The organism is Bacillus sp. M13(2017), assembly GCF_002218325.1.
Taxonomy (GTDB): Bacteria; Bacillota; Bacilli; order Bacillales; family Bacillaceae_G; genus Bacillus_A; species Bacillus_A thuringiensis_K.
The window spans coordinates 153,079-179,713 of the sequence record NZ_KZ268510.1; the positions used below are offsets into that span (position 1 = coordinate 153,079).

Below are 26,635 nucleotides of genomic sequence, written 5' to 3' on the forward strand. Positions count from 1 at the left end.
AGAATTAAACATATACAAGATGTAACCCTATTTTATCTATGATGATTTTTTAAAGCGCTCTATCCCTTTACTTAATTAAACTTAAACCGGTAAAGAATCATTGATCCCATATGAATATTTCGTAATATACCTTTTCTATCTATAATGAAATTGTAGATAGATTCTGTAATACATTATCTTTCATGATATAACACAAAGATAACAATTGTTTCGAAGTATTTTGATTAAATTCCATAATTACAAATGTTAATAATATGTAATTTCCTCCTGTTTTAATTAGATAATTCATGTGTTGACCATTTACGCTTAGCATTTCTCTTTCCTTTCCAATTAAAATAATTGGGCATATTCAATTGCCCTAGGCATCGAATTTTCAACTTAAAATGTATAGCAAAATAAACACTACATACCATCTTTCATTTCTTAGAAAGATACAAAGTACTTGCATAAAATCTTCCTTAACTATCAGTCCCATCTATTTAGACAACTACCTATTTACGAATAGACAATCATCTAATCTATAATGAATTCAATAAACTGTATGGAAACTTATATAATAACAAGGAGTGATACGTATGTTTCGTCGTCCAACTTGTATGCAAGCTTGTTTAAATAATGGCCATGATTACGATTACTGCCGTACATGGTGTGAACCTATTTTCATGGCACCTACTTATCCCTACTCAATGCACCCATCATATACGGCACCTATAGTAACACCCTATAATTCACAGCAATATCAGATCTATGCCTACGGACAACAAACCGATCCGCGTTGGGAATGTTACTACCGATGTAGAAGAAATGGAGGAAGTGCTGCCAGCTGTTGTTATTATTGCGAATTATGCTAACAGCACCTCTTAATTATGCGGATGCCTACTACCGTAACGCACTACAAATTGTAAATCATTAAAAGCATCCGCTTTAATTATTCGGCTACTAGCTGTCTACACTCCGGAATTTCGTTATTTCCACCTTTCTTCGCAACCTTCCTTTTATAGGACTCGATTGGTGTAATAAAGAATGAATAACCTCATCAATTGCTTGCTCTCTTAATATATGCTTAATAAACTCTTCCTTTAGATCGTGTTCCGTTTTTTCACGTTTTGATCCTGTTTGGATTTCTACACTTAGCTGTTTATCTACCTCTTTCGAAAGTTTAAATCTCTCGCTGTTTCGTAAATTTTTTTATGATGTTTAACCTCTACACGCTATATGATGTATGACCTACCTATATCATGTAGAAACCATAAACTTTTTACTTATACCTTACAAAGTCACAGGAGCTATCACACCCGCGCACACTTTCCGATAAAATTAACGATTATACTAATCAAACCGTGTGGAATATCCTTTCCGCTCATTCCCCATGTAAATATACGTAAAAAAGCGACAATGGAGTTATTTACGTTTAAAAGTTTAAACAAGTATAACCCCGTTCTATAATTAGGACGAGGTTATACTTAAAATCGTTTAATTTTTCATGTAAGATATTCACTACCAAAAAATATAACAATAAATTCTTTTAAAAATGAATTCTTTGGCTCTTTTATATATTTCTTCTTGAGCGTTTATACATTTTCATTGTAACTAAACAGCTAGTAATTGTGATTCCTGCAAAAATTAATAGCAAATTACCATACAAATGAGTGGACGGATCAGCATTTATAGGTAGTAATTTTCGATTTAGCAAATGTATCGATAATAATCCACCTACAATTGCAATACCTGTTCCTTCTGATAGAAAGCTTGTGAAATTAAGCAAACTCATCCCAGCACCAGCTTCCTTTTGTTCCAAACTACTTGAAACAATAGTAGAGATAACTGTTTTCGTAAAAGAAAGCCCACCAAAAACAAAAATTACTATAATTGTTATGACCCAAGGCGTTGTTTCTATAAAAAGGGCTGCTATTAAAAAGCTTATAGAAAGAAATGCAACTCCAGTTGTTAATACAAATAGAGAACCTTTCTTATCAACAAGCACTCCCCCAATATAACCGAAAACAATAACACTCATTGCTCCAGGAAAAATAATCCCACTTCCAATTGTGGCAGTACTTAATTGGTAGACATCTCTCATCATATAAGGAACCATAGAAATAAATCCTGCTACGGTTCCCAATATAAGTCCTCCACAAATGATTCCAATCATAAATGATATATTTTTTCCTAGCGAAGGATTAACAAAAGGATTAGACACTTTCCTAATATGTTTAACAAATATTAAGAAACATATAATGCTAACAACTAGAAAGGAAATTCTATAAGATGTCGTAAACATTATAAAAAATACAATACCCACGGACATAAATATTATTCCTTTAACATCAATACTTCCTTTTATTACATCTTCCTGTTTCAATAATTTTGCAAGGAAGGGAACGGTGATAATCGTTACAACTGGCAAAAGCAGTATATAAGACCAATGAGCATATTCGGCAATCACTCCACCAACAGATGGTCCGACACCTTCTCCCATTGCTACAATGGACCCAATAAGGCCAAATGCTTTACCGCTATTTTCTTTTGGAATATAGCGCGCAACAACAACCATTACAAGTGCTGGAAATGCAGCTGCGCCAGCTCCCTGAATAAACCGTGCTAAAATAAGTACAGAAAAGAATGAGTGTCCAACAAACCCGATAACTGATCCAAAGCAATTCACTATAATTCCAAATAAGAGTAGCTTTTTGATGCCTAACTGATCTGATAGTTTTCCATATACAGCTGTTCCTATAGAAAAAGTTAATATGAATGCTGTGTTTATCCAGTTTATACTTGCTGGCTCCTTATTAAAATCACTAGCGATATCAGGTAATGAAACATTCAAAACCATTTCGTTTAAAACACTGAAAAAAGAAAGAACACAGAGCCATAATAAAATTTGATTATGGCGTAATATTGAATGTGAATGAGATGAATTCACACTTTACCCTCCAATAATAAGGGTAGACGTAGTTTATAGGGTCATTGATACGCTTTCCCTCTTTAAATGTACCCAATTATATTTATTGCACTTCATAAATAATTCCTCCCCAAAAATGATTTATATATTATATCACACATGTATAATTTAAAATAAAACATATTCTACAATACGTTGTGCATAGATAATAAATTAATCCGACAATCCGGAAATAACATATTTGAGCATAAAGAAATAAAATTCCTTAAAGAGAAGCATGTTGAGGTTCTTGAGAGTCAAGCTTATTTTGAAGCTGTGGCAAAGATGATTGAACAAAACAATTTAATTCTTTTAGAACAGATGAAAGCTCTACAGCTAATTCAGAAATAAGAAACTTATGATTGATTAATTCTACATATGCTTCCATAAATAATGTATCTTTATTTATACCATCAGCCTCTGTTTTTACAGGGGCTTTTGTTATACGTTGATTCATATTTTGAATTTGAATGGTTTCTTTCACATGTACGAATAGATCTTCTAACAAACCTGGTGTAGACTCTAATTCCTGTTTTTCAATTTCATCTGTTACTGCACTAATAAACTCCCATAGTACTTTTGCACCTAGTAGTTCTACTAATCGCTTTTCACGCATTTCAAATGTTTTCATATTCATATTAAACACTTCCTCTTCTGTATTTTTTACTATTAATTGGACTATCTAAATTATGATGGAACAGCTATATTGGCAATCAAATTCTCTACCTCTATCATCGTAAACTATAGTTTACGGGAAGGGCTAAAAATAGATTCCACGCTTGTTCCTAAAACTTTTGCTATTTTTATAGCTAACTTAACGTTAGGTTGTTTTTTATTATTCTCTATCTCAGAAATATAAGTGCGCGATAAACCAACTTGTGCCGCTAACTTTTGTTGTGATATTAGTTTTTCTTTCCTTAATTCAGCTATCTTATTCATTGCTCTACTCCTCTCCACTTATGTATTCATATGATTACAAAACAATTGTAAACCATAGTTTACTTAACCGTCAACAATGTTTTACATGTTTTTTCTCTATTTTAGTTTCTTTTTGTAAATTATTGTTTACAATTGTACTAGGAGGATTATATATGAAGAAAACTCTTGGTGAAATTATAAAAAATTATCGTTTAACAAATAAACTATCCTTACGCGAGTTTGCTCAAAAATGTGATGTTAGTCATACTTATATAGACAAACTTGAAAAAGGTGTAGATTCAAGAACTGGAAAACCTGTAGAACCCACACTTTTAGTAATAGAAAAGATATCAAATGCCATGAATATAAGCACAAAATCCTTATTAGAAGAAATAGGATTCATTACAAGAGATAATATTGAGGTAACTGATACAGAATTAGAACAGTGGTTTAAGGCTATTAAAGGTGCCTCTCCTCAAAAGCAGGAGGAATTAAAGAAGTTTTGGGAGTTTTTAATACAAAAGGCAGACTAAATTAGGTAAAAGACCTCCACCTTGACAGGGTGGAGGTCGTGAGTTCGAGCCTCTCCGGGGTCATACTGATAGAAACCGTGTCAAATTAACGTTTGATGCGGTTTTTATTTGTTTGCTTTTATATTTAAAAACACCAATGGTCACAGAATTGGTCACATTACCTACAAAATCTCTTCTATTTTGTTAACTGCATCCTCTTGCATTGTTGGCAATACATGCGAGTAAGTATCTAATGTGATTTTGATATTACTATGCCCTAGCCTCTCAGAAATCACTTTCACATTCACACCTTTAGCTAGTAGTAAAGTTGCATGCGTATGACGTAAATCATGAAATCGAATCTTTGGAACAGCTGCTTTCTGAATCAGAGCGTTTAAACTTCATCTAACATTAGCAGGATTAATTGGTGTTCCAGAAGGAGTACACATCACCAAGTCATTGTCTTGATATTCCTCACCTTGACTCAGCTTTTCTTTCAATACGACTTGCTCTATGCTTCTTTAGCCTTGCTACTGTTGATGCAGGTAATAGTATCTTCCTTAAACTTGATTTAGTCTTTCCTCCAACCAAGAATGTCTTCCCGTCATGACTTAACGTTTGGCTAATGGTTAAATGCCCCTTTTCCAAATCGAAATCTTTCCACCACAACCCTAGCAATTCACCTTGTCGCATTCCAGTTACAAGAGCCATATGAAAGACAATGGAATATCTGCTATCCTGCGCAGCTTTTAAGAACAATTGTACTTCCTGTTCGTTCCATACAGTTAGCTCTTCCTTATCATCTTTAGGCAGCTTGGTTTTAGCTGCAACATTTTTACTTATTAACTCCAAATCTATTGCATGTTCAAGAGAGTTCCGAATGATTTTGATTATCTTCTCAATTGTCCCTCGCTTTAAACCTTCGTCTCGCAGTGAATTAACGTAGTTCTGCATATGCAATGTGTTAGTGCCTAGAGAAGGGATGATACAACTATTTAAATACCCTTTCAGTACTTTCGCTGTCTGGATATCAACACTGTTCTTCTTGGTATTGAACCAGCTCTCAAGATATTCACCATAATAGAGTTTACTAGGTTCTACGTATTTTCCCATATGAACTTCTGAGAGCAACTTTGTTAAAACATTTTCTGCTTCTTTTTTAGTAATGAATCCCCTTTTCTTTTTTACTTTCTTTTACTAGTTAGCGGGTCAATACCAATGTCTACAGTATAAAAATACTTTCCTGTTTTCTTATCTTTTTTGACGCTTCCTTTCATTGTTAAGAGCCTCCTTGGGGTCCTTAACTGTGCTGTATATGTTAAATTAATTATAATAGATAATTTTTGCGTTTGAATACTTACTTGCATAAACCTATCATAATAAACTCAATATGCTCCCTATTAAACTAACAATTTCATCAAACACAATCTTTTCAATAAACTACAGACAAAAACAAGAAGGTAAGCTACAATAGTGACTTACCTTCTTGTTAGTAATATCCCCTTCTTATTTTCCAAATAGAAAAAGGATTACTCAACAGGGCGAAGTTCCCTTATATTCAAGAGCTTTTTTCAAAATCATTTCCATTTGCTTATCTTCAATTTTATTATATTCATAATATACTAATCTTGCACGAGCCTCACTATGTGCAGAATTATCAAGTTTAAACATTTTAATCGATTCCTCACCTTTTGCTGATCTACTAGAAATCAATATCTTATGTCCATTAGGAATCCATTTAAAATGTGCATTAGGATTATCAAGATATGGATGGACTATTAAAAAACTACATAGTCGATAATTCCTATGTAAAATGGTTATAGTTTGTTTTCTCCCTTTTTTAATAGGACCATTACAAAGGTGGCAGGCTAAAGCCAAATTTAATGGTGTAAAAGTAAATTGGGGGTTAGACACTTTTGGTGCAATATGCTCTATTTCTGAATTACTAGTCTCTTTAAATGGTAAACCACAGTATGCACATTTATTATCCTGTAGTCTCTCAAGAAGAATTCTAATATACTTTTTCATTTGTACAATTTCGCTATCTTTAAGTTCCCAATTTTTCCCTATCCAAGGTCTTAATTTTCGTAAATATTTTTTTTGCTTCTTAACAAATCTTACCCTTCCTTTAATTTGCTCTAACACTTTTTAAATACACCTCTGCTTCTCCCAAAATTAAATTCATAGGGTCCAAATCATCATAAATATAATTTTTTAATTTTATTATTAATCTTTGTATCTCTTCTAAGTCGTTTGATTTTTCCTTGACCAATGTTATTAATCTTCTTAAGTCCATTTCAAAATAATAATTTCTAGTTGTTCTCACTTGGAAAATATTATAAAGTATATTTTCAGCTGACCACGCATATGTACTGTATTTAACTAACTCTGCTTTTCTTGATTTCCCTTTTTCATCATTATTAATAATTACAATAGAAGAAGAACCTTCCTCTAAATCTGAAATAATATAATGAGAATGTGTTGCTAAAATAAAATGACAAGTTGAATAATCGCTAAAAATTTTTTTTAAGTAATTAATATACAACATTTGCCAATTGGGGTGAAAACTTAACTCTGGTTCATCTATTAAAATCAAAGAGTTCTGTTCCAGTTTCGAGGCAATACTTAGCATGGTAAATAAAAACTGTTTTTCGCCAGAACTAGCATGCTCAAATTCAAATTCATCATCTTTACAGAATAATAATACAGGTGCTTTTAAAAGTCTCATGTCCACTAAATGTTGTATTACTTTATAATCTTGCTGTAATGCAAAATCCTTTTCTATTTCTCTAAAATCAATTGTATACTGAATTCCCGTTTTATTATTTATGTTAGTTTTTTCTCTTTCCTTTGAAGTCTCATTTATGTATTTTCTTAAATTTTCAATTTCTTCTTCCTGAAACTTATTAATAGAGAAGGCTCGATATTCTTCAGACTTGATTATTTTACTAATTTTCGTTATTAATTGCTTATGTGATGTTTCTCTTTTAAAAAATGTTTTAGTTTCTGGTTCAAATACTAACTTAATTATAGGTTCATAACCCAAAAACTCCAAAATTTCCTTTACTTTATCATAAAAATGTTCTGTATTAGCATGTGCAATTAAAGCATCACTTATTTTTCTAACAATTGAATTAGTCCAAGTTGCATTAGATGTCCTACGTACGCCCAAATACTTGTAATTACTATTTGGATTTTTATCATCTGATTGAAAAGTAAATTTATCATTAATCATAAAAGATACAGCTAATACCTTTGATGGCAAATCAATCTCATCAATTCTTATTGGATTATCCTCTTTTAAGATTCTGAATTTCTTTTTGAAAATTTCAACAGAATACATTGTATGATTTAAACAATACTTAATAGAATAGTACTCATATCTTAAAGTAAAATCTTTGTTAAACTTTTTACTTTCTATTGCCCTAATAACTTCTGTAAGTAGTGAAAGTAAGTAACTTTTCCCCGCACCATTTGCTCCAATAATTACAGTTGAAAATGGCTTATTATCAACATTTTGTTTTTCATCAAGAAACTTTATGTCAAAGATTGTTTTTTTCCTATTCAATACTTTAAATTCCATTAAATTAAATCCATTTCTCACACTTCTTCCCCCTTTTAATTAGAACGACAACACATTTTTCTTATAAATAAACAATAATATTAAAATTTCATTAAAATAATATATGCAACTTTTATAATAAATTTGCTAATCACTTGTATAATCTACTAAATCTAACTTCGTTGTAATATAGTTTTTTAATTTTTTCTAATAAATCTTGAAACCACTTAGGAGTATTGATATGTTCCTTTACTTTCCTATAATCCATTTTGTATTCATATTCTATTTCTTTATTTAAATAAATACCTTTATATTTATATTCAGTGATGTCACAGTCTGGAAGTTTAATCCTCGCTTCGTGGCTTGGAAAGTAATTATTATCAATATAGACAAAGCATATGTAACTTTCAAAAGTGTAATGTTCTTTATAATATTCAACCTCTATAAGAAAACGATATTTATTCTCTAAATCCTCTTTCCGCCTAGACATTTTCATCACCTCCTAATTAGTAACTCTACTAAATCTGTAAGTAACATCTAACCGTTCTTTATGACTAGAATGACTCCATGACTTTATATGACTTGCTATTAACAACCATTCATCTGAGACACCACATAACATGCATTATTGTTGAATAGCTAAAAGAGCTTTTCTTAAACTTGGCTTGCCCAATTCAGACGAGTAGGCGGCTTTTCATCTTCATATACCACATATAATTTTTGTATTAATGTTTCTCTAGTTAATTAGTCTTTGGGATTTCCTAACTCTGTCCATCCAATTGAATCTACCCTTTCTTGTTTCCAACTTGGAAATAATTTGTTACTGTTACCTGCTCGAACCATCCACCATCTTGTTATTTATGTACCTCCCTATTCATATATGCAATAAATAGTTATATTTGTAGTTCTACTAACAAAATAGAATGGTCTGACAAACCATTTAAACGCTCTTGATGTGAAAAATATGACTCAAGTATGTTTTCTTTTAAAGCTTTCGCAACAAAAATATGATCAATTCGGAATCCATTTCCCTTCGTGCTGTACCATGAGTAACCAGAAAAAGAGCCATGTGTATATCTCCAAGTATCAATCCAACCTAAATCAACTAATTTTTGCATATACTGTGGTCCGACAAAAGGAGCGCCTTGTGTATCTTCTTCTAGTCCTGTATTATAGTCCCCCATTATAACAGTCCTAGAATTACAATGTTCTTTTGCAAAAGCATTTAATTCTCGCCAAAATTCCAACTTCTCTTGTACATCATTGTTATTAGTTGGAATATGGACTCCAATAATATGTAATTCATATTGGGGTATTCTAATCTCTAACCAGCGCTGTCCATTCCTGTCTTTCTTATAAAAGGATGGAACAACATCAAAAGGATAACGAGAAGCAAATAGTAGACTATTTTGCTTAATAGCGCCATTACTAGAAATCATATATTCATACCCATTTTCTCTTAGTAACCGCTTAATCTCTTCCCCCTTTTCTCCTTCCCAGTATTCTGTTAACAAGAGTACATCTGGTGAATGTTTACTTAGTTGCTCTACAATCCTTGGGATGCGCTTCACTGAACCACCTTGTCTTATATTCCAAGTTAATAATTTCAAACCAACACTCCTTTCACCAATTACGTTAATTGTTAATAAATTTAATATGAATGGGTAGTCTAACGTATATTAAAATACACTATTCATACCATCCTATCCATGTTTTTGTTCATTCTGTAATTACCCTTCGTGGTTAAGCGAACTTTTCCTACATTAATATTCTATCAAATTCTGTCTCCTTTAATATACCTAACTCCCTTTATTTTAAGATGTTAAACAAAGTTGATTACCACTAAGGTTTAGAACATTATCTCGAACCTTGGTGATAATCAAGAAGCATAATTGTTAACAGAAGATGGTCTTGATGAGGTCTTGATGAGGTCTTGATGAGGTCTTGATGAGGTCTTGATGCAATCATGAAAGCCTCTTGCAAAAATATTAAAGAAGAAAGTTAAGTGTTCTAATGCTCTTAGTCTATTAATTTACTGAACAAGTGATTACATCATGTGTCACTTTTCTAGAGATGTGTTTTTAATAGAACAAATACCTTTTAAAAACAACATTTTATTACGATTGTATCCAAAAAAGGATAGCAGTAGCTATCCTTTTTATCGTTAAGAACCTCCTTGGAGTCCTTAACTGTGCTATATATTATAATTTAATTATAGCGAGCAATTTAAGTATTATGGAGTAGAAATTTGAGTTTTATCTATAAAAAAAATTAGGCATTCTCTATATATGTTCTCAAATAAATTAAAAACAAATAACAAGAAACCCAATCCTTTAAATAGACTATGTTGAACATCTGTTTGCACCCTCTTGCATAAATAAAAAATCTTATAATTACATTATTCCATTGATTGCATTTGCGACAAAGTTATTCTCTTGAAGCTGCAGGAGGTTTCCTTTAATTGAATAAATTAAATTACAAATAAAAGGGACAAGAAAATTCTATATTGCTCCCTGTCTTTTTATTAATTGATTAAACATATTCAGTTTGACCTATTTGTTAATTCAGACGGTCCATTATCGTAAGTAAGTCGGTTAATTATCATTGTATACTGCACTTATCATTGTCCCAAGAATGACTATTTCATTCAAAAAATATATGGAGTAAACAAAATAGAAAAAATCCACAATATTAAAATACCTAGTTTGATGCTGAACTATTCATAATCAATTAACCCATAAATTTCTCCATTTTGAAACTTTGTAATATCCAAAGTTAAAACATCTATTAGCTCTTTATTATAGTATCTAAAAATAGTAAAATTCCTATTATAACTAATATTAATTAATTCTGGGTAACAATCATCCATATAGAAGGAATAATAGTATCTTAAACATAAATAATTCTCTCAGACCAACTTGATTTATCGGGGTAATATATAACTTAAATACACAAACCTTCTTTTCTTTCATTGACTATATAATTCTTTTAATAAAATTTATCACCTGTTGTTCAAATGACATTTTTTTAAACAAACATTAATAAGTTTTTCACAAGTTTAGTTGTTGCTTCCTTCTCTCAATTAAGTTTTCTTCTGACAATGGAAACTACCACCAATAATTTTATCATTAAATCATGTATATTATCCGAGCAATATTTTAAATATCGAGTTGTGTATGAACCCTTACATGAAGAAACGTTTAAATCGAGGTAGTAACCAGTATGTAAAACGTTATCCGTCTTTCCCCAGTCCTATCAAACACGTAACCATTCTTTATATAAATTCCTTCATTTTCTCATAATCAAACCAATTTAGCCCATGTTGTGGAAAAGAGCTTTTATTAATTTCCACCAACTCACCTACCCTCCATAACGTTACACCCTCTAATAAAGTCATAACTTCTTTAATTCTTTCACGATAATGCTCTCTAAACCCAGCTCGCTTTGGATAGCCTCCCCAAGCCAAAATTATTCTATCACCTTCTTGTATTTCTTCTAGATTTGATAAAATAACCCTGTTGTTTATTTCCATATTATCATTACCGTATATTAATTCCTCTTTAACATTCTTATCAAATAATGATGAATAAATAGCAAAGAGGTTTAAAATAATTATTTTTGAGTAATTTTGTTCATGTTTATATATATAATCAGTAACACGATATATAGTTTCATCGGAAACCTTCCTTTGTGCTTGAACATCGTATTTACCAGCTTTACTTGGATTTTTCATGATTACTATAGCCTTTTTTGAATTATGTCGTCCTTTAAAGGGAATAGTCATCGAATACCTATATAAATCATTTCCATTAATAATATTAGGTTCTGTCAATATATACTCTTCATTGATAAACTAAGGAACGCCCATTATTATATTTATAATGGGCGTTTACTTTTCAAAAAGCCATTTTCATCGAAGGCATAGAACACCCTAAACTAGGAAACCAAGAAACTGCTAACACTTTATTTGAAAGAGGATTACAACTCTGTACAGAACTAAACAATGAAGAATATCAGCATCGGTTTAAAATTTTAAAAGACATTAATAATAATGTCCCTGCTGAGAAATTAGAAGCTACCGTTCTTGCAAGAATTGAATACTTTGAACGAGAAGATTTATATGAGTATATCATGGTCATAATTTAAAAAGAGGGTGCTCGCAGCTCCCTCTTTTTTAGATAATTAAATATGCTCTCCATGATCCATAAACACTTCAATAGTTTCATTTTGTGATACGTCTTTTACATTAGTAAGACCAAAAGTAAAAACAGCGGATAACATCATCATTAATAAGATTGCTTTTTTCATTTTAGCGCCCTTCTTTCTATACTCTTTTTGTCTGCATCTAAAGCGATGTGTAAATACTTGCTGGCTTTTTCATGATTTTCTGAACCATAGAATATATTACCTAAAAGATAAGCATATTCTTTTACCCAATCATATAATTCTTCTTTTTCAAAATACGAAATACCTTCCATGACCACCTTTTCTAATTCTTCTTGTGGTGCATAGTTATGTACTGTTTTTAAAATTTGAAAATGATGACGATAACATAAGTCACTCATCTTATAGCCATTCTCAATATATTCATTAGCATTATGATTATGACCTAACTTAAAATGTTCTCTTGCTAAAAGAAACATCTTTTTAGCGTTGTTTTCTAGTGATTCCTCTAAATGCTTAATTGCTAACTCTGACATGTTTTGACTTGCATATAAAAGTCCTAAATTGTGCTTTACACGTTTAGTAAGACTTTCGTCATGAGATTTTTGAAAAGTACCCAATGCTGAAAGTAAATATTCTTCTGCACTTTCGAAATCACTTAAGCGAGTGTGTGCCATCCCTAAAGTATTCAAACAAGCAGCAGTTTTTAATTCATACCCTGGACTAATTGAAAATACTTCATTTGCCTTCGTAGCAAATTGAACTGCTAGGATTGGTTTCAATATGTGATAGTAATGAACTGCAAGCCAATAATTAAATTCAGCTTTTTCGATTTCATCATACATGTACTCTAAATACTTTTCAGCTTCTTCAAATTGCATTCTTGCTTCACTATGGTTTGCTGTATTAGTAGCATAAATTGCTTTAAATAAATGATGATAGTACTCTAAAAATGTTTCTGTAGGCTCTTGTAATGGCTCAATTTTATCCAAAATATCTTTTGAACTATCCATATCACGAATTAGCAGATTATACCGTGCATTCAATAAAGCATAGTAGACTAATATTGTTTGGTCTTCCTTAATATTATTAATTTTATCTGCAATCTCTTCTTTTATTTTATTAGACTGTAATACACGTTGTGAAATTATAGCTTGATACCAGTCGTTTAATAATTTTGTGATTTCTTCTTTAGAAATAATTTCAACATTCATATACGCTACCCCCTTTTGTTAAATGTTACCACAACATACTTGTTTATATAAATTATTTTTCGAATATTAAAACTTGATAAACTTTTTCGGATACTTATATTAAACAATGTTAATTTCAGATTTATTGAACTACCCCCATTTTAAATAATTATCTGTTAATCTTACCAATCCAATTAGTACAACAGTTAACGTGATACACAGGGAAGATTTAATTGAATAGAAAATATATTTTGAATAACTTCTCTTAAAATTAGTATCAGTATCCCTCATTCCCTCGTCTACCGATTTTAATATCTGTATTTCTTCAAGTACACATATATATGATTTGATTTTATACGAAAAACCATGAATTATTAAAAATTTAGTTTCAGATAGAATACGTAGACCATAGGAGTTGGTGTTTCTTAATCCAGAATACATTACTGGGTCTTTTTTTATTAGTACAAGATATAAATCGTCTGTTTGAATTATATAGTTGAGAAGGAATGCTTATTAAAGAAGGAGGATCATGATGAAATATCAAACAATATTTCCCTCATTAAAAAAATCGCTTTTTATCTTTATACTTTCTTTCAGTATGTTAATTTTCACACTCCCTACCTCTACCTTTGCACAATTCAATAGCAATGGAATTTCTGTTACAAATTACTATGTATCTCCAACAGGAAATGACCTCAATCCCGGCACATTAGATCAACCTTTCGCTACCATTCAAAAAGCTGCTAATGTCGCAAAAGAAGGAAGTACAATCTACATAAGAGGCGGAGTTTATAACCAAAAAGTTCGTGTCGCTCATTCTGGTACCTCAGGAGCACCCATTACTTTTCAAAATTACCAAGATGAAAAAGTCATTCTTGATGGTTCTAAAGTCAAGTTAGAAGATGATGGGTTATTTACAATAGAAGACAAAAACTATATTCAAGTAAAAGGATTAGAATTTCGTAACTTAAAGTCAACGAAAGTTAACGAAACCCCTATTGGTATTTATATCACTGGAACAGGAAGTTACATTGATATTAGAAATAATTATATTCACCACATTGAAGCAAATGTTAAGGATGGAAATGCACACGGTATTGCTGTATACGGTACTTCATCTAGTGCTCAAAATAATTTAAATCATATTGTCATCGATAATAACGAAGTAGCAAATTTGAAGTTAGGACTGAGTGAAGCAATTGCTGTGAATGGAAATGTAGATTCTTTTGAAGTTACCAATAACAAAGTGCATAATAACAACAACATTGGAATTGTTCTTATTGGACATGAAGGCGTATCTCCAGTAGCTGCTTTAGATCAGGCACGAAATGGAGTTGTTCGTAATAACATTGTCCATCACAATTCATCCATCAATAATACTAGTTATAATGAATATTCAGCCGATGGTATTTACGTGGATGGTGGAAAGGAAATTATCATTGAGCAAAATCAAAGCTATGAAAATGATCTCGGTATTGAAGTAGCTAGCGAACATGCAGGAAAAAGTGCAAGCCAAATTACCGTTAGAGACAATACGATATCCAATAATATTATGAGTGGCATTGCAATTGGTGGATATGATAGTCAGCAAGGATATGCTGAAAATAACACGATCACAAACAATGAGATTTATAAAAATGATACAAAAGATCAAGAGAGTGGCCAAATCGAATTAAATTACGATACCCGAAACAATGTAATTACCAATAACCAAATTTATGCTAGTAATAGCCGTATTTTTATCAGCAATAATTTTAATAAAAACACAAGAAACAAATTGGATTACAATCATTACTATGGTGATTTCGATCAGAGTAATGGCTTATGGAAATGGAAAAGAAAAACGTATAAAGGATTTTCATCTTATCAGGCAGGTATGAATCAAGAAGGAAATGAACAACATAGTGTATTTAGCAAATTGTCTCCTTCATTCAAACTTATTTTAAAATGAAGCAAATTTACTAAAATGAATTTATCTTAGCACACTTCAAATCCCCTCCCCTATAATGGCAAAGATGAATTAAAAATTGCAGTTTCAATTGAAACTGCAATTTTTCCATGCTTATAAAAACTCTGTATTTATTCTTTAAGTACATAGGCGTATCTATAATTCTATTAGTAAGCTGCGGCTAATTTCTCTTAATATTAAGTACTAATACCTCCGCAGAAATTAATCTATTATTAATTCAGGAACAAGTATATTAAAAATATGAACCTTATTTTAAGTATTTCTTTTTATATTTAATAGCTCCTTCTCCAATATGAATAAGCAACTTTTATTATCCCTAAAGAAATAAAGAAATATAAGAGGATATTCACAAATTGTTCTGCTGTAATATATTGAAGTATGTTAAGGAGAAACAATATAACTATTCCCAGATAAAGAATGTTATATAAAAAATTAGTAGTTTTATACTGAATCTCTAAACCCCTCTCATCTCTTGCCTCTTTGCTTTTTTGAAATTTAAACATATATAATTCACTTAGGCATGATAAAGCTATAATAATAATTACAATATACTTTATAAATTCCATTTATTTATTCCTCCTTATATCCGAAAACTTCCTCTAATGGTTTTCCAAAAGCTTGGGCTATTTTAAATGCAAGAATTAAAGAGGGATTATATTTATTCCTTTCCATAGATGCGATAGTCTGTCGACTAGCACCTACTCTGTCTCCTAAATCTTGCTGTGTCCAACCTTTTTCGGCACGACAAACAACTATCCGGTTGTTTAACAACTACCTCCACCTCCTATAAACATTTTATCCTATTTTTAACATTTTGCATATAATCTTTAACATATTGTGTACTATTTTTTACATTTCGTTAAAAATACCATATGATGAACATTGAATATTTGCAAGAAGTAGTCTCTTTGTACAACTGGTATTCTAGGAAATTGTTACTAAAGAAGTTGCTGTTTCTTTTATTCCCCTAAAAACTGAATCGCTTTGCGATACTTCTCCAATCGTTTTAGGTCCTTATCTGTTATCCTAGCTAGTCTTGAGCGATCAGAATTATGTTTTAAGTCTGCAAGTTTAACTGTGCGGGCAAGAGAATTTTCTTTTACTCTGCTCAGATACTCAAAATAAGGCGTGTATTTCTCTTTTGTCAGTACCTGCACTGCCTCAACTACGTTATGGGGTATACCAGCACTTAATAAATCAGCAGCAGTTATCTCAGTATCTTCCAGAACATCATGCAAATAAGCAGTAGCTTTCTCTTCGGCCGTATTTACAAAGCTAGCAACTGCCTCAGGGTGTTTGATATAGTCCACACCCGCTTTATCTACTTGTCCAGCATGGGCTTTTTTGGCTATCTCATGAGCTTTCTTTATATAATCAGGTAACATCGCAAAATCTCCCCCTCTAGCAAGCTGTTCTAAAAGTGAAGGAGGGAAATATTGATATAATCTTTCAGCAAATTATTGAAGTTCATCTTGAAAAAAAATTCATAAAAAATGCCATCCTCTCTGTATATTTCTACAAAAAGAATAGCGTTTTTTTGATTATACGGATACAATTTTATTTTAATTTGAATTATACCCTTTGCCCTTACGGGTATTTACTATATTAATGAAGAAAATTAGTCCGCAGACAAGAAATAAAAAAGGATACACCCATGTTCTAAAATTAACTAGACTTATAATAAGCATTATAACGCAAAGGATACAACCTATAATATCAATACTAAAAGATAATTTCCCCTTTATTGTTTTCATTTATAACTATTCCCTTCCAGATGCTACCTTTAATTTATAATTCTCAATATAATAATAACATACGTTTCGGCTTTTATTTTTTTACATTTAATTGCTTTTGGGGTTCTGGTGCAACAAATACTGTTATTGCATGCACCCGAGTAGCAAGATAGCAATAACTCCTGAAATTAAAATTAAATCTGAACAGATTGAAGAATCCAAAACAAAGAAGCTAATGAAGTAAAAGTAAACAACGTATAGATTTGAATTATATTTCTCAACAACCAAAATTACTTAATGTGGTAAAATAATAATTGGATTGGCATCCAATACCATATTACGTTGGTTCAAGTCGCAGAAAGGCACCTTAGGGTGTCTTTTCTTTTGTTTGAAACACATTCTGCCAAAATACCTGTATCTTTGTTAAATTACGACTCATATAATCCAACAAACTTCGTATATATAATTTGTTACCCTAAATGAGTTGACAATACGAACAGTTATAGGAGGATTTTGTGAATGGTAAAAACAGCTTGTGTAAGTATGATTACTGGCATTCTTTTAATATGTTCAACAGGATGTGCCACTCAAACTGATTCTATTACCGCTAAAACTCAATCATTAGATGATGGCACATATACAACAAAAGAAATCACAGACGCATTTCCTGTAGGAACACCCATAACTACTTACATTCAAAAAGAAGAAAAACTGAACGTAAAACATCTCACCAGTATTACACTTACAGATGGTGGCGTTGGTAGAGTTCTGGAAGCAACAGATGGTTTGGTTGTCGTATGTGGGAATGAAAAAGGAATTTTTGATGTGTTAATATTTAAAACCATGGAAGATGTAAAGAAATATGAACAGAGTTTAAAGCGATAATTAATATCCTCCTTATGCCTTTTACACAGACATCGTCCTCTTGCTCTTGCTATGGCCTTTTCTAAGTACAGTATAATTGCGTCATGAATACACACACGTTATAATAGTCACCTAATTACATATTAAGAGGTGCAGAAAATGAATAAAACTGAATTAACAAAAGTAGTAGCAGAAAAAGCTGAACTTACACAAAAAGATGCTGCTGCAGCAACACAAGCGTTATTAGATACAATCACAAATGCGTTAGCAAATGGAGATAAAGTACAGATTCTTGGCTTTGGTACATTTGAAGTACGTGAAAGATCTGCACGTACGGGACGTAACCCACAAACAGGTGAAGAAATGCAAATCGCGGCTTCAAAGGCACCTGCTTTTAAAGCAGGAAAAGAATTAAAAGAGGCAGTGAAATAATTACACATATTCAAAAGGCTTTCCACGCCCCAGCTTTGCCCCCTACCCTTCGCATATCCTGTTTTGGCTAGCTAATCTGGTTTGTTAAGGGGGGAAAAGAGAAGGAGGGCAAAAAAAAGAATCCTTTAAAGACCAGGATTCTTTTTTTTGAAGTATCGCCTATTGTGAAGTATTTTTATAAGAATGTGTAGTAGAAGGTTATAGCAAATCCAATTATAAAGAGTAATGATACGAGGAGATAAACTCTTTTTTTGTTATCTTTTGCTATTATTTTATCTAGTGTAATAAAAATACCAACAATACCTGCGATTAATGCGAATTTAGAGAATTCAGATGGATATGTGAAGGCAACTAATGCGAAACAAGCAATAATCAATATTAGTCTATAAAACAGTATTCCTTTAGACATTTCCATTTGAGGAATCACACCCTTCTTTTTATATTTGACTAGCAGCGCAAACAATTGCGTAACCAGCTAGACATCCAAGACAATCACCACATGCACCTTCTCAAGCCCAATTAGCCCATCGAGGCATAATTTTCCAGTTTTTTTTTTAATACAACGTTGAACATCTTCCCATTAAAATAAAATAAATTTACGTAAACATGTTTAAATCTTTATAAAGGAACATAAAAGAATGCAGTAGGAGCAATTATTCATAATGATATTAAAAACTATCCCTATTTAAATATATCTATGGTTATTAAAAAGAAAGATGGACAGATTTATGAAGTTATAAACACTGGTTTTCACACTAATAATGCAGTAAGAATGATAACAACGGACGATTTTGCTACAACCAGAGTAAATACACCGATTGTAACTGTAAAAAACAGTGATGGTAATATTCAAGTATACCGCTTGCCTTTAGAATTGGAATCTTGGGTAATTTCTTGTATGCAGGCTGCTTCTGCAGGAAAAATTTCATTTCCATGTAAAGTTTCCTTTGGGATTATAGATACAAAATATTATGTTGAATTCATTTAAAATTAGAATACATTTAACATTTGATGTAAATAAAGACGGAACACCAACATTTTGCAAATTCTGTACGTCAAGACTAAATCTCTTAATCAAACCATATTTTATTATATGTACCAAAACTCATTACCAACAACAAAATAGCCTAAAAAATATTAAACATCCTTTATTAACGATATTATTAATGTCAAATAAAAAAAGAAGAGAGAAAACATTCTCTCTTCACCAATAATATTTTACAGAGTAAGTAGGGTAAAAAACTATATAGAGATGAACCACGAAAATACTTTACCTAATGAATTATATCATAAATCACTCTAAAAAATACATATCACATACAATTTTGTTTTATTTATGACAAAATTGTTAAATATTTGAATGCAGAAAGGCTTTATATCTAAATGAATAGAAAGGTGTTGGTGTGGTAATAAAATTTAAGGAGGCTTTCTATTATGTTTTCAAAAAAACAAAAATTATTAACAGTAGTTACAACATTAACATTAGGGTGCGGATTTACTTTTGGCTTAACACCTGCTTCTGCGGATAATGCCAATAACACTTCTCCAATTAAGGAGGAACAGGTACGAATACAAATACCTTTCACGGGCTATGTTATTTCAGCAGACGATAATTACTTAATTGTTGCTGATACTTTTACGAAAGAAGAAGCACTTTATTATCAGAATAATTGGTGGGAGCTAGTTTCCCAAAATAAAATTTTAAGAGTACCTGTATCCAATGGTGAAAACTACAAATTAGGTGAAAAATTAAACGTATATGCTGCTGCTTGGACTTACTCTTTACCACCAATCGCTATAATGCCAACAATTGAAAAAGTAGTTAATTAAATACTGCTTATCTAATAAAAGAAACATTGCCCTAATTAGAGCAATGTTTCTTTTCCTCATTTGACATTAGAAATTGAAATGGATGAGAACAGATCTGGAACACTATTCTTAAAAGCTAATGTGAAGGAAGGGATTAGTTCATGTATTCTTTCTTGCATTGGTTTCTTATCTACTTCTCCAAGTTCGTTCAAAAGTTCATTCTCTTCTGAAGACTCATCTCCATTGATTAACATCCTTAACATATCTGAGTTAATGATCTCATGAGGCGAATGAACTAGCCCATTCATCATTATATATTTTTGGAGCATGGATGAATTACCCTCATTTGCTTGCTTTACAGCTTGTTTAAGGTATAAATCAAAATATTTCTGTGCAAATTTCACACCTTTTAGTGGAACGGTTCCTACATGCTCAACACCTTTCCAACGTAAATCCGCAATTGAACTCAGCCACCATGCCGGCTCAATAGCCTGTTGCATACGTTGCAGCACCTTGCGTTCGAATCCAGGTTTATGAGTAGACTGTTCTTTTAAACAAGTATCTAACATTTCAGCTTCAATGGCAGCTACGGTCATCCCTTGTCCGTAAATGGGATCAAAGTTACAAAAAGCATCACCTAACACTAATAATCCAGATGGCCAATTTTCCATTTGTTCAAAATGTTGACGAGTTGATTCATGCGCTCTAAATCCTCTTGGGACACTAATTGGTTCTAACTCTTTAATTAACTCCCTCATCATAGGGGTAACTAAAGAATCCAATTCTTTTTCATATTCTTTTGAATTGGTTGGTGGATAGTGCGTACCTCCAGCAACAAATAGTAGCGCTTGAGCTATGTTATCTTCAATATATAATAACCCTACAGCACCAACGTTTTTAGCAGGATCTCCTTCAGAAATTGCACTCAATTTCTCTTTGATATGTGAAGGTACTTTATAATATCTCGTGCTATATCCAAAATTCACCTTTAAACGGTCTGGTTCTGGAACATCATATCCCATAGATGTAAGCCATTTATTGAGTTTAGATTGACGACCACATGTGTCAACTACCAAATCGGTTAACACAGTTCGCTTTGTTTTTAATTCGTCTCGTTCTTGAATATTAATTCCAATAACATGCTTGTGATCAGACGAAGCTAAAAGGCCTGTCACCGCTTGCTTTGAATAAAAATGTACATTAGGAATTTCTTGCACACGTTGGCGGATTGTCCATTCTAACAATGCTCGACTGCTTGCTGCACCTTTTCGTTCTATAACTAGTTCCAGTGCCCCATACGGAGAAAATCGAATCATTTTATCATTCTTGACATTATGGGCCCCTAGATTTAATAAATCATCAACATATCCAGGAAAGAAACGGTTCATAATTATTTCTCCGCGTGGTAATACACGATGAGGATGAAAGTCTTGGGGTGTACCTAGACGTTCAGATGGTTTTTGAGGTAACTCATCTTTTTCAACAACTATTACTGTCTCAAAATAACTGGAAAGCACGCGTGCAGTAAGTAAGCCTGCAATACCAGCTCCAATCACAAGTGCCTTTTCTCTTTTTTGCTGTTGATATAGTAATTGACTATCCATTAATAATCTCCCCTCTTTCTAAAAAGTATGTTTGTTCAACATGAATCTATTAAAACTTTTCAAGAAATCAGAATAAACAAATGATGATTCTTCATTATTTTAATCAAGGTGGTTCAAATCAGAAAGTACACTCAAATGAGTATCATTTTTTAACAAGATTCAGGTTCATATAACCTGTATAACTGCTCACCGTTTATAATAGCCCTTTTTAAATACCGCTTTATTCACCCTCCTTTTATATTTTTTATAATTTGCACCTTAAATGTATCACTTTTGTTATCCTTATAAATATTTAGGGTTTTTAGAAATATTTATTTGATTTTTAGTAATATTAGGATTCAATTTTATCAAATAGAAACTAGAAGGTTTGAGAGAAGTATGTAATAATGCATAATAAATCAATTGGATATTATGATATATTTTCAAAGAACTGATACAAAATTTCTTTAGATTGGAAAACTAAAGTCTTATCTACCTAATTGTGAGGACGCCTTATGGCGTCTTTTCTTTTTTTATTGTAAAAAAACCCTTAAGCATTCATTTACTTAAGGGTTTATCGATTGAAAGATAGAGCTGTTTGAAATTCTTTAAATTAAGAACAAAGTGGGATTACTCCTAAACCAATTAATAAAGCTGCAGCAAACGCTGGAATTGGCGCAGGAATCTCGATACCTTCTACAACTAAAAAGTATTGTCCATTTACTACTTTAAAACAAACTAATTGCATGGCTAATCCTCCCTTCTGTTAGGATTAATACATTATATTAAACAATCCTATTATTGATATAATTAAATAGTTTATTTTTTAGAAAATGTGTAATTTATCAACGTTCAAGGGAAACACATTAATTTGTCTTCCCTTATTTTCAAAAGGACCTGCTCAAGTCATACGTAAAAACATAAAGTAAAGTGAACCCATTAAAGCGCATGGAATGACCCCTAGTCTTTTTCTCTTATCTAAAGGAGGAACTATTATTATGGGATATGGTGGTAGTTGCGGCGAAGGCTGCGGTTTTGCTGGAGGCTTTGCTTTACTCGTTGTACTCTTTATACTATTAATCATTATCGGATGCAGTTGCTTCTGCTAAAAAACTATTAGAAAAGGCACCTTAGGGTGTCTTTTCTTTATGCGTAAGAACCTCGCCATTTCCATAAGATGGCGAGGTTCTTATCTATATTATTTATTATCTTGTCCCAGGCTTTTATCAAGATTAGAATCACCATCATTATGATAACGTTGATAGTTCTCTTCATGTAGCCTTTGTTGTTCTTGTTCAACTTTATTATCATGATCAATTACCTTAATAACAAAAAATAATATTACGATTACAAACACTACAAATGGGATGAGAGCAGTTTTAGAAAGCTCCTTTAAATCCTCCTTTGCTTGTTGCTTTTCTTCTCCTGTTGAAAAAAGATAAGCAAATAAAGTTATTATAAATGCAAAAAAACCGAAGAGTATTTCTACAACTGCAAAAATAGCATCTAACATTACTTATGTATCCCCCTAATATTACATATATGCATTACTAATTAACCAATAATTCCCTTACACATTATATCAGCTAGAGTACATGGACATATAATAAATTATTTGTATAGTTAATTTTATTAATTAATATGCATTACTGTACGATAATTCGAGTCATCCGAAGACCCCTTAAGTTTTTTTCTTTATGGAAAAATCCCCACACATTGTGTAGGGACCTTTTTTTCTTACCATTTAATTTTTGTTGGATTTAACTTGGAAATATATCCACGTACTAATTGTTTTTCGTTACTGTCATAGATACCGATATCACCAGAGAAATTTTCCCAATATTCCCCTAAATAGTCTTTTGATGGTGCTTTCAAATCTACATTTAATCCCATAGCCCCAAAACTTGCCACTTGGCGCGCTGCTATGTCGCCTACTTGTTGCGCTCGTTCTTTCGTTGTTCCAGCTGGAACGATAACAACAATTCGAGTTAGACTGTCTTTTGCTTCAATATGGATGTCTTGCGCCTGTGCAGCTACCTTTATTCCATCCTTTGCTGTTTGGATGCCTAATTGGCTTAATTTCACATCTTTATTACGCGCTCCCTGGCCTTGTGCTGTCATCGATTGTTCCACTTTTTCTTGTGTTTGTGCCTCATTTAACCCGCTGGCTTTCGGTTGTTCAACAGGCGTTGACTCCGCTTTTTGTTCTTCTTTAACTGTTTCTTTTGCCACATTTTCATGCTGTTTTGACTTATTCGTCGATTGTTGCACAGTTACTTTCCTATCTTCTTGCTGCTTTTCTGCCTGAAATGCTTTAACTTTTTCTTTTTGTTCCTCTTTCTTCACCTCTTGCTCTATTTTCGCTTCTTCAGTACCACACGCTGCCAATAATAAACCTGCTGCAATTGTTAAACCTGCTAATTTAATTGCTTTCATAATAAATACCGCCTTTTCATAATTTAATTCTTTCATCTGTATAAACGAACTCAGCTACAAATATTAACTTTGTACCACATATCTGAATCATTTAAATGATAACATATTAATATTCAAATTTTTGTATTTAAATATTAATTTTATAATCTATTTTCAATCAAAACAAATTAATCTTCGCATAAAACGTGGAAGTCATTCTTTTAAATCGATAGTGATAAGGTACCGCCACATCACCATCAAGCTAACAGAACAGATTACCCTCTAAACGAAAATTTTGTGGCTTTTTTAGCGCGGAAGTTCATTATTATCGTTTTTTATGTTCCTTAACTTGATAGAGCTGTGATGGATCCCATTTTTAGAAGTAAATACTTCTAAAACCTTGAAGTATTTGAAAATCAATTTTATCTGCTTTTGTCCTTTGAATTATAAAATCTAATCCATTTTTGGTATTATCCGCATATTTAGGCATCGCTTCAAGAGTATCTGTCAATGGTTTGTTGAAATCGTCCCAATGTATTGGAATAACAAGCTTCGGTTGTACTTTTCGTACAGTTTGCTTGTAATACGTATTTTGGAAAGTACTTTCCTGCTTTCCTAATACCCCTATTCCTAAAAACAAGACATCAGCTCGAATATCATCTAATACCCCTTCTATATAGTTAGCACTTGGTTTAACAAGGAAAGTTTTATTATTATGTGTAATTAAGTAATCATAAGAAGAGTCTTCATGATAATCTAGGGCTTTAGCAGGTTGTTTAAGTGGCTTTTTTATTTTTTCTCCTTCATCAAAGGTTGGTGAATGTTTCGATGGAAGGACAGTAACATTAAAATCACCAAACTTCATAGCCTTATTTACTTCATATACAGACATCTGGTTCTTATTTATATAACCACCAATACCTATGTTAATTGCTGATTCTGAACCATATACATGTGTTCCAGTTCGTTTAGCGAAATAAGCTAAATCAAACGCATGATCATAATGTGTATGTGCAATAAATAATCCCTTAAGTTTATTATTATCAACCCCTATTTGATTAAAAACTTTATCCACAGTATCTTTATCTGTTTTTATATTGCTGAACAACATTTTTGGTAAGGATGGCCTAGAAATAAAACCATCAATCATTAATTGTGTATTTCCATCATCAAATAGTAAAGATGATGTTCCTAAAAATGTGACCTTTACCTCACCTTGATTCAATACTTTTTGTGTTGTTTTTGGAGCATAATACTCCCTGTATTGTTGCATATCTGCTGAAGGTGTTAAAAACTTGTAATAAACGAAAATAGAAGCGATTATTACTAGTACTAGTAATCCTATAAAAAACACCCTTAATTTTTTTCTTAATGTGTATTTCAAAAAACATTCTCCTTTCTAGACAAAAGATATTATTGTTTGCCTGTGCTAAATCCTCCTACTTGAGGCTACCACAAAGTATCTATAAAATTAAAAAACGCCATCCTTTCTTATGATTCTACAGAAAGAATAGCGTATTTTTTCTTTTTATGGATACATTTTTTAGCTCGATAACGATGGGGTGTTACCTCAAATATAATTATTTTATTTACATGTTTCTTTTAAATTTGTTTCAAATCTTTTCATAGGTTGGTATACAAGAACGTGTAGTGATAAACCTATCACTGCAGTAATGTTTAAAATAATACTTATAATCATTAAAGACCATTCTATAACTGGAGAAAAGTATCCATTCGTACTTAACGTAGAAGAACTTATACCAAGTATTAAAATCACTATTAGTAAAGGTAAGTTTTTAACCAATTTGAATCCTCCTTTAAATGTAATATCTTTATATTATTATATCACACACTAGTTTATGTAATTAATATAAGATAGTTGTCTATGGGCAATTTCACATTTTTTATTACAAGTTAGCACGAATTTTTGTTCTGGGGTACTATAAATTTTCCGCTTGATGGCGATGTGGTTCTATCCCATCGCTATCAAGCTAAGAAATTCATTGTACACCAAAACGAAAAAAGATGAAAAAATAATAAAAAGCTTATCATTAAGTGCTAAAAGATAAGCTTTTTTGTCTATACTTATTAAATTTTATTTGATTTCTTCCATGCTAATACTGTAATAAGATATTGAATACCAAATAGGAAAGCGAAAAGTATAATAAATCTTGCTATTACTGATAACCATCCAACGAAATCTTCAGGTAAGTTATATTTGTATGTGGTAGCACCTATTGCGACAAAACATAAAATAAAGGTATTACTCATTTTTTCTTTTAACTTTTCATTTAATTGTTCTTTATTATTAATATTTGTTTCATAAATACCAGTCAAAATAGATTTAATAAAAAAGAATATCATATAAAAAATTATAATGGCTAATGAAGCAGCCCATTCTAAAAATGGACGGTGTAGATAATCTGTACCCTTTGTAAAGGACATTTTGAAAAAAGTTAGGCAACATCAAGAAGATGATTTCTGTATCCAACAGGAGTCATCTTTTTTAAATTCCATTGATATCTATAATGATTATA

29 protein-coding genes, 1 tRNA gene and 2 pseudogenes are annotated in these 26,635 nt (G+C 31.7%); 8 read left to right on the forward strand and 24 right to left on the reverse strand.

Going from position 1 to position 26,635, the window contains the following annotated elements; all coding sequences use genetic code 11:
• Nucleotides 1–1,549: 1,549 nt before the first annotated feature.
• From tet to CGQ22_RS22070, 4 genes are all read right to left on the reverse strand, one after another.
• Nucleotides 1,550–2,926 carry a Tet(L)/Tet(K)/Tet(45) family tetracycline efflux MFS transporter gene (tet, locus tag CGQ22_RS22060; protein ID WP_089149352.1) on the reverse strand — a complete coding sequence of 459 codons (1,377 nt, stop codon included), beginning with the start codon at nt 2,924–2,926 and terminating at the stop codon, nt 1,550–1,552.
• A 33-nt stretch (nt 2,927–2,959) separates the two neighbouring features.
• Complete coding sequence (locus CGQ22_RS33005) at nt 2,960–3,022, reverse strand: tetracycline resistance efflux system leader peptide (RefSeq protein ID WP_106081929.1); 63 nt, start codon at nt 3,020–3,022, stop codon at nt 2,960–2,962.
• Nucleotides 3,023–3,170: 148 nt separating this feature from the next.
• The gene (locus tag CGQ22_RS22065) at nt 3,171–3,581 is read right to left on the reverse strand and encodes a hypothetical protein (protein ID WP_089149353.1); all 411 of its coding nucleotides are present in this window, start codon (nt 3,579–3,581) and stop codon (nt 3,171–3,173) included.
• Between the two features lie 104 nt (nt 3,582–3,685).
• Nucleotides 3,686–3,883 (reverse strand): helix-turn-helix transcriptional regulator, encoded by a 198-nt coding sequence (locus CGQ22_RS22070; RefSeq protein ID WP_089149354.1) that lies wholly within the window; start codon nt 3,881–3,883, stop codon nt 3,686–3,688.
• 152 nt (nt 3,884–4,035) lie between these two features.
• Here CGQ22_RS22070 and CGQ22_RS22075 point away from each other — a divergent pair, with 152 nt between their 5' ends.
• Both CGQ22_RS22075 and CGQ22_RS32110 read left to right on the forward strand, forming a co-directional pair.
• Complete coding sequence (locus CGQ22_RS22075; protein ID WP_089149355.1) at nt 4,036–4,395, forward strand: helix-turn-helix domain-containing protein; 360 nt, start codon at nt 4,036–4,038, stop codon at nt 4,393–4,395.
• Nucleotides 4,386–4,458: transfer RNA gene (locus CGQ22_RS32110), tRNA-Val, on the forward strand. Before CGQ22_RS22075 ends, CGQ22_RS32110 begins: the two co-directional genes overlap by 10 nt.
• 98 nt (nt 4,459–4,556) lie before the next feature.
• On the opposite strand, the pseudogene CGQ22_RS22080 reads toward CGQ22_RS32110, so the two are convergent.
• From CGQ22_RS22080 to CGQ22_RS22120, 9 genes and pseudogenes are all read right to left on the reverse strand, one after another.
• A pseudogene (locus tag CGQ22_RS22080) lies at nt 4,557–5,651 on the reverse strand (tyrosine-type recombinase/integrase).
• A 256-nt stretch (nt 5,652–5,907) separates the two neighbouring features.
• Nucleotides 5,908–6,519: an HNH endonuclease gene (locus CGQ22_RS22085; protein ID WP_089149356.1), complete on the reverse strand. Its 612-nt coding sequence runs from the start codon at nt 6,517–6,519 to the stop codon at nt 5,908–5,910.
• Complete coding sequence (locus tag CGQ22_RS22090) at nt 6,503–7,978, reverse strand: AAA family ATPase (protein ID WP_089149357.1); 1,476 nt, start codon at nt 7,976–7,978, stop codon at nt 6,503–6,505. The genes CGQ22_RS22085 and CGQ22_RS22090 overlap by 17 nt, the downstream gene beginning before the upstream one ends.
• 109 nt (nt 7,979–8,087) lie before the next feature.
• Complete coding sequence (locus CGQ22_RS22095; RefSeq protein ID WP_089149358.1) at nt 8,088–8,426, reverse strand: hypothetical protein; 339 nt, start codon at nt 8,424–8,426, stop codon at nt 8,088–8,090.
• Between the two features lie 12 nt (nt 8,427–8,438).
• The gene (locus tag CGQ22_RS33010) at nt 8,439–8,558 is read right to left on the reverse strand and encodes a hypothetical protein (RefSeq protein ID WP_431521030.1); all 120 of its coding nucleotides are present in this window, start codon (nt 8,556–8,558) and stop codon (nt 8,439–8,441) included.
• Nucleotides 8,559–8,829: 271 nt separating this feature from the next.
• Nucleotides 8,830–9,546, reverse strand: a complete 717-nt coding sequence (locus CGQ22_RS22100; protein ID WP_089149359.1) for an endonuclease/exonuclease/phosphatase family protein — start codon at nt 9,544–9,546, stop codon at nt 8,830–8,832.
• Nucleotides 9,547–11,210: 1,664 nt separating this feature from the next.
• Nucleotides 11,211–11,768 (reverse strand): DUF1643 domain-containing protein, encoded by a 558-nt coding sequence (locus tag CGQ22_RS22105; protein ID WP_089149360.1) that lies wholly within the window; start codon nt 11,766–11,768, stop codon nt 11,211–11,213.
• A gap of 350 nt (nt 11,769–12,118) precedes the next feature.
• Nucleotides 12,119–12,244, reverse strand: coding sequence for a hypothetical protein (locus CGQ22_RS22115; protein ID WP_000709205.1), 126 nt, complete (start codon nt 12,242–12,244; stop codon nt 12,119–12,121).
• The gene (locus CGQ22_RS22120) at nt 12,241–13,314 is read right to left on the reverse strand and encodes a Rap family tetratricopeptide repeat protein (RefSeq protein WP_089149361.1); all 1,074 of its coding nucleotides are present in this window, start codon (nt 13,312–13,314) and stop codon (nt 12,241–12,243) included. The genes CGQ22_RS22115 and CGQ22_RS22120 overlap by 4 nt, the downstream gene beginning before the upstream one ends.
• A gap of 511 nt (nt 13,315–13,825) precedes the next feature.
• On the opposite strand from CGQ22_RS22120, the gene CGQ22_RS22130 reads away from it, so the two are divergent.
• Nucleotides 13,826–15,244, forward strand: coding sequence for a right-handed parallel beta-helix repeat-containing protein (locus tag CGQ22_RS22130; protein ID WP_089149363.1), 1,419 nt, complete (start codon nt 13,826–13,828; stop codon nt 15,242–15,244).
• Between the two features lie 588 nt (nt 15,245–15,832).
• Here CGQ22_RS22130 and CGQ22_RS22140 read toward each other — a convergent pair.
• Entirely contained in the window at nt 15,833–16,033 is a 201-nt protein-coding gene (locus CGQ22_RS22140; RefSeq protein WP_043938507.1) for a helix-turn-helix transcriptional regulator, read from the reverse strand.
• Nucleotides 16,034–16,221: 188 nt separating this feature from the next.
• Nucleotides 16,222–16,647 carry an HD domain-containing protein gene (locus CGQ22_RS22145; protein WP_089149365.1) on the reverse strand — a complete coding sequence of 142 codons (426 nt, stop codon included), beginning with the start codon at nt 16,645–16,647 and terminating at the stop codon, nt 16,222–16,224.
• A gap of 867 nt (nt 16,648–17,514) precedes the next feature.
• Here CGQ22_RS22145 and CGQ22_RS22155 point away from each other — a divergent pair.
• Complete coding sequence (locus tag CGQ22_RS22155) at nt 17,515–17,880, forward strand: hypothetical protein (RefSeq protein WP_089149367.1); 366 nt, start codon at nt 17,515–17,517, stop codon at nt 17,878–17,880.
• A gap of 138 nt (nt 17,881–18,018) precedes the next feature.
• Entirely contained in the window at nt 18,019–18,291 is a 273-nt protein-coding gene (locus CGQ22_RS22160) for an HU family DNA-binding protein (protein ID WP_001043940.1), read from the forward strand.
• A 175-nt stretch (nt 18,292–18,466) separates the two neighbouring features.
• Here the strand turns inward: CGQ22_RS22160 and CGQ22_RS22165 are convergent, their stop codons facing one another.
• Entirely contained in the window at nt 18,467–18,706 is a 240-nt protein-coding gene (locus tag CGQ22_RS22165; RefSeq protein ID WP_046946533.1) for a hypothetical protein, read from the reverse strand.
• A gap of 237 nt (nt 18,707–18,943) precedes the next feature.
• Here CGQ22_RS22165 and CGQ22_RS22170 point away from each other — a divergent pair, with 237 nt between their 5' ends.
• Both CGQ22_RS22170 and CGQ22_RS22175 read left to right on the forward strand, forming a co-directional pair.
• On the forward strand, nt 18,944–19,279 hold the full coding sequence (locus tag CGQ22_RS22170) for a hypothetical protein (protein ID WP_089149368.1): 336 nt from the start codon (nt 18,944–18,946) through the stop codon (nt 19,277–19,279).
• Nucleotides 19,280–19,725: 446 nt separating this feature from the next.
• On the forward strand, nt 19,726–20,121 hold the full coding sequence (locus CGQ22_RS22175; protein WP_089149369.1) for a DUF3221 domain-containing protein: 396 nt from the start codon (nt 19,726–19,728) through the stop codon (nt 20,119–20,121).
• Between the two features lie 56 nt (nt 20,122–20,177).
• On the opposite strand, the gene CGQ22_RS22180 is transcribed toward CGQ22_RS22175, so the two are convergent.
• On the reverse strand, nt 20,178–21,704 hold the full coding sequence (locus CGQ22_RS22180; protein ID WP_089149370.1) for an NAD(P)/FAD-dependent oxidoreductase: 1,527 nt from the start codon (nt 21,702–21,704) through the stop codon (nt 20,178–20,180).
• Between the two features lie 592 nt (nt 21,705–22,296).
• Nucleotides 22,297–22,431 carry a hypothetical protein gene (locus CGQ22_RS32565; RefSeq protein WP_001177696.1) on the reverse strand — a complete coding sequence of 45 codons (135 nt, stop codon included), beginning with the start codon at nt 22,429–22,431 and terminating at the stop codon, nt 22,297–22,299.
• 250 nt (nt 22,432–22,681) lie between these two features.
• Between CGQ22_RS32565 and CGQ22_RS22185 the strand changes: the two genes are divergently transcribed.
• Nucleotides 22,682–22,792, forward strand: coding sequence for a YjcZ family sporulation protein (locus CGQ22_RS22185; RefSeq protein WP_000540371.1), 111 nt, complete (start codon nt 22,682–22,684; stop codon nt 22,790–22,792).
• 89 nt (nt 22,793–22,881) lie between these two features.
• Here the strand turns inward: CGQ22_RS22185 and CGQ22_RS22190 are convergent, their stop codons facing one another.
• The 6 genes and pseudogenes from CGQ22_RS22190 to CGQ22_RS31630 form a co-directional block, all read right to left on the reverse strand.
• The gene (locus CGQ22_RS22190; protein ID WP_089149371.1) at nt 22,882–23,196 is read right to left on the reverse strand and encodes a fucose 4-O-acetylase; all 315 of its coding nucleotides are present in this window, start codon (nt 23,194–23,196) and stop codon (nt 22,882–22,884) included.
• Nucleotides 23,197–23,420: 224 nt separating this feature from the next.
• Nucleotides 23,421–24,155: a DUF874 family protein gene (locus CGQ22_RS22195; RefSeq protein WP_089149372.1), complete on the reverse strand. Its 735-nt coding sequence runs from the start codon at nt 24,153–24,155 to the stop codon at nt 23,421–23,423.
• A 319-nt stretch (nt 24,156–24,474) separates the two neighbouring features.
• Nucleotides 24,475–25,482, reverse strand: coding sequence for an MBL fold metallo-hydrolase (locus CGQ22_RS22200; protein ID WP_089149373.1), 1,008 nt, complete (start codon nt 25,480–25,482; stop codon nt 24,475–24,477).
• 201 nt (nt 25,483–25,683) lie between these two features.
• Nucleotides 25,684–25,902, reverse strand: a complete 219-nt coding sequence (locus CGQ22_RS22205) for a hypothetical protein (protein WP_089149374.1) — start codon at nt 25,900–25,902, stop codon at nt 25,684–25,686.
• A gap of 284 nt (nt 25,903–26,186) precedes the next feature.
• Nucleotides 26,187–26,519, reverse strand: a pseudogene (locus CGQ22_RS22210) (hypothetical protein); the annotation flags it as partial.
• Nucleotides 26,520–26,554: 35 nt separating this feature from the next.
• On the reverse strand, nt 26,555–26,635 hold an 81-nt coding region (locus CGQ22_RS31630), incomplete at its 5' end, for an IS3 family transposase (RefSeq protein ID WP_141106080.1).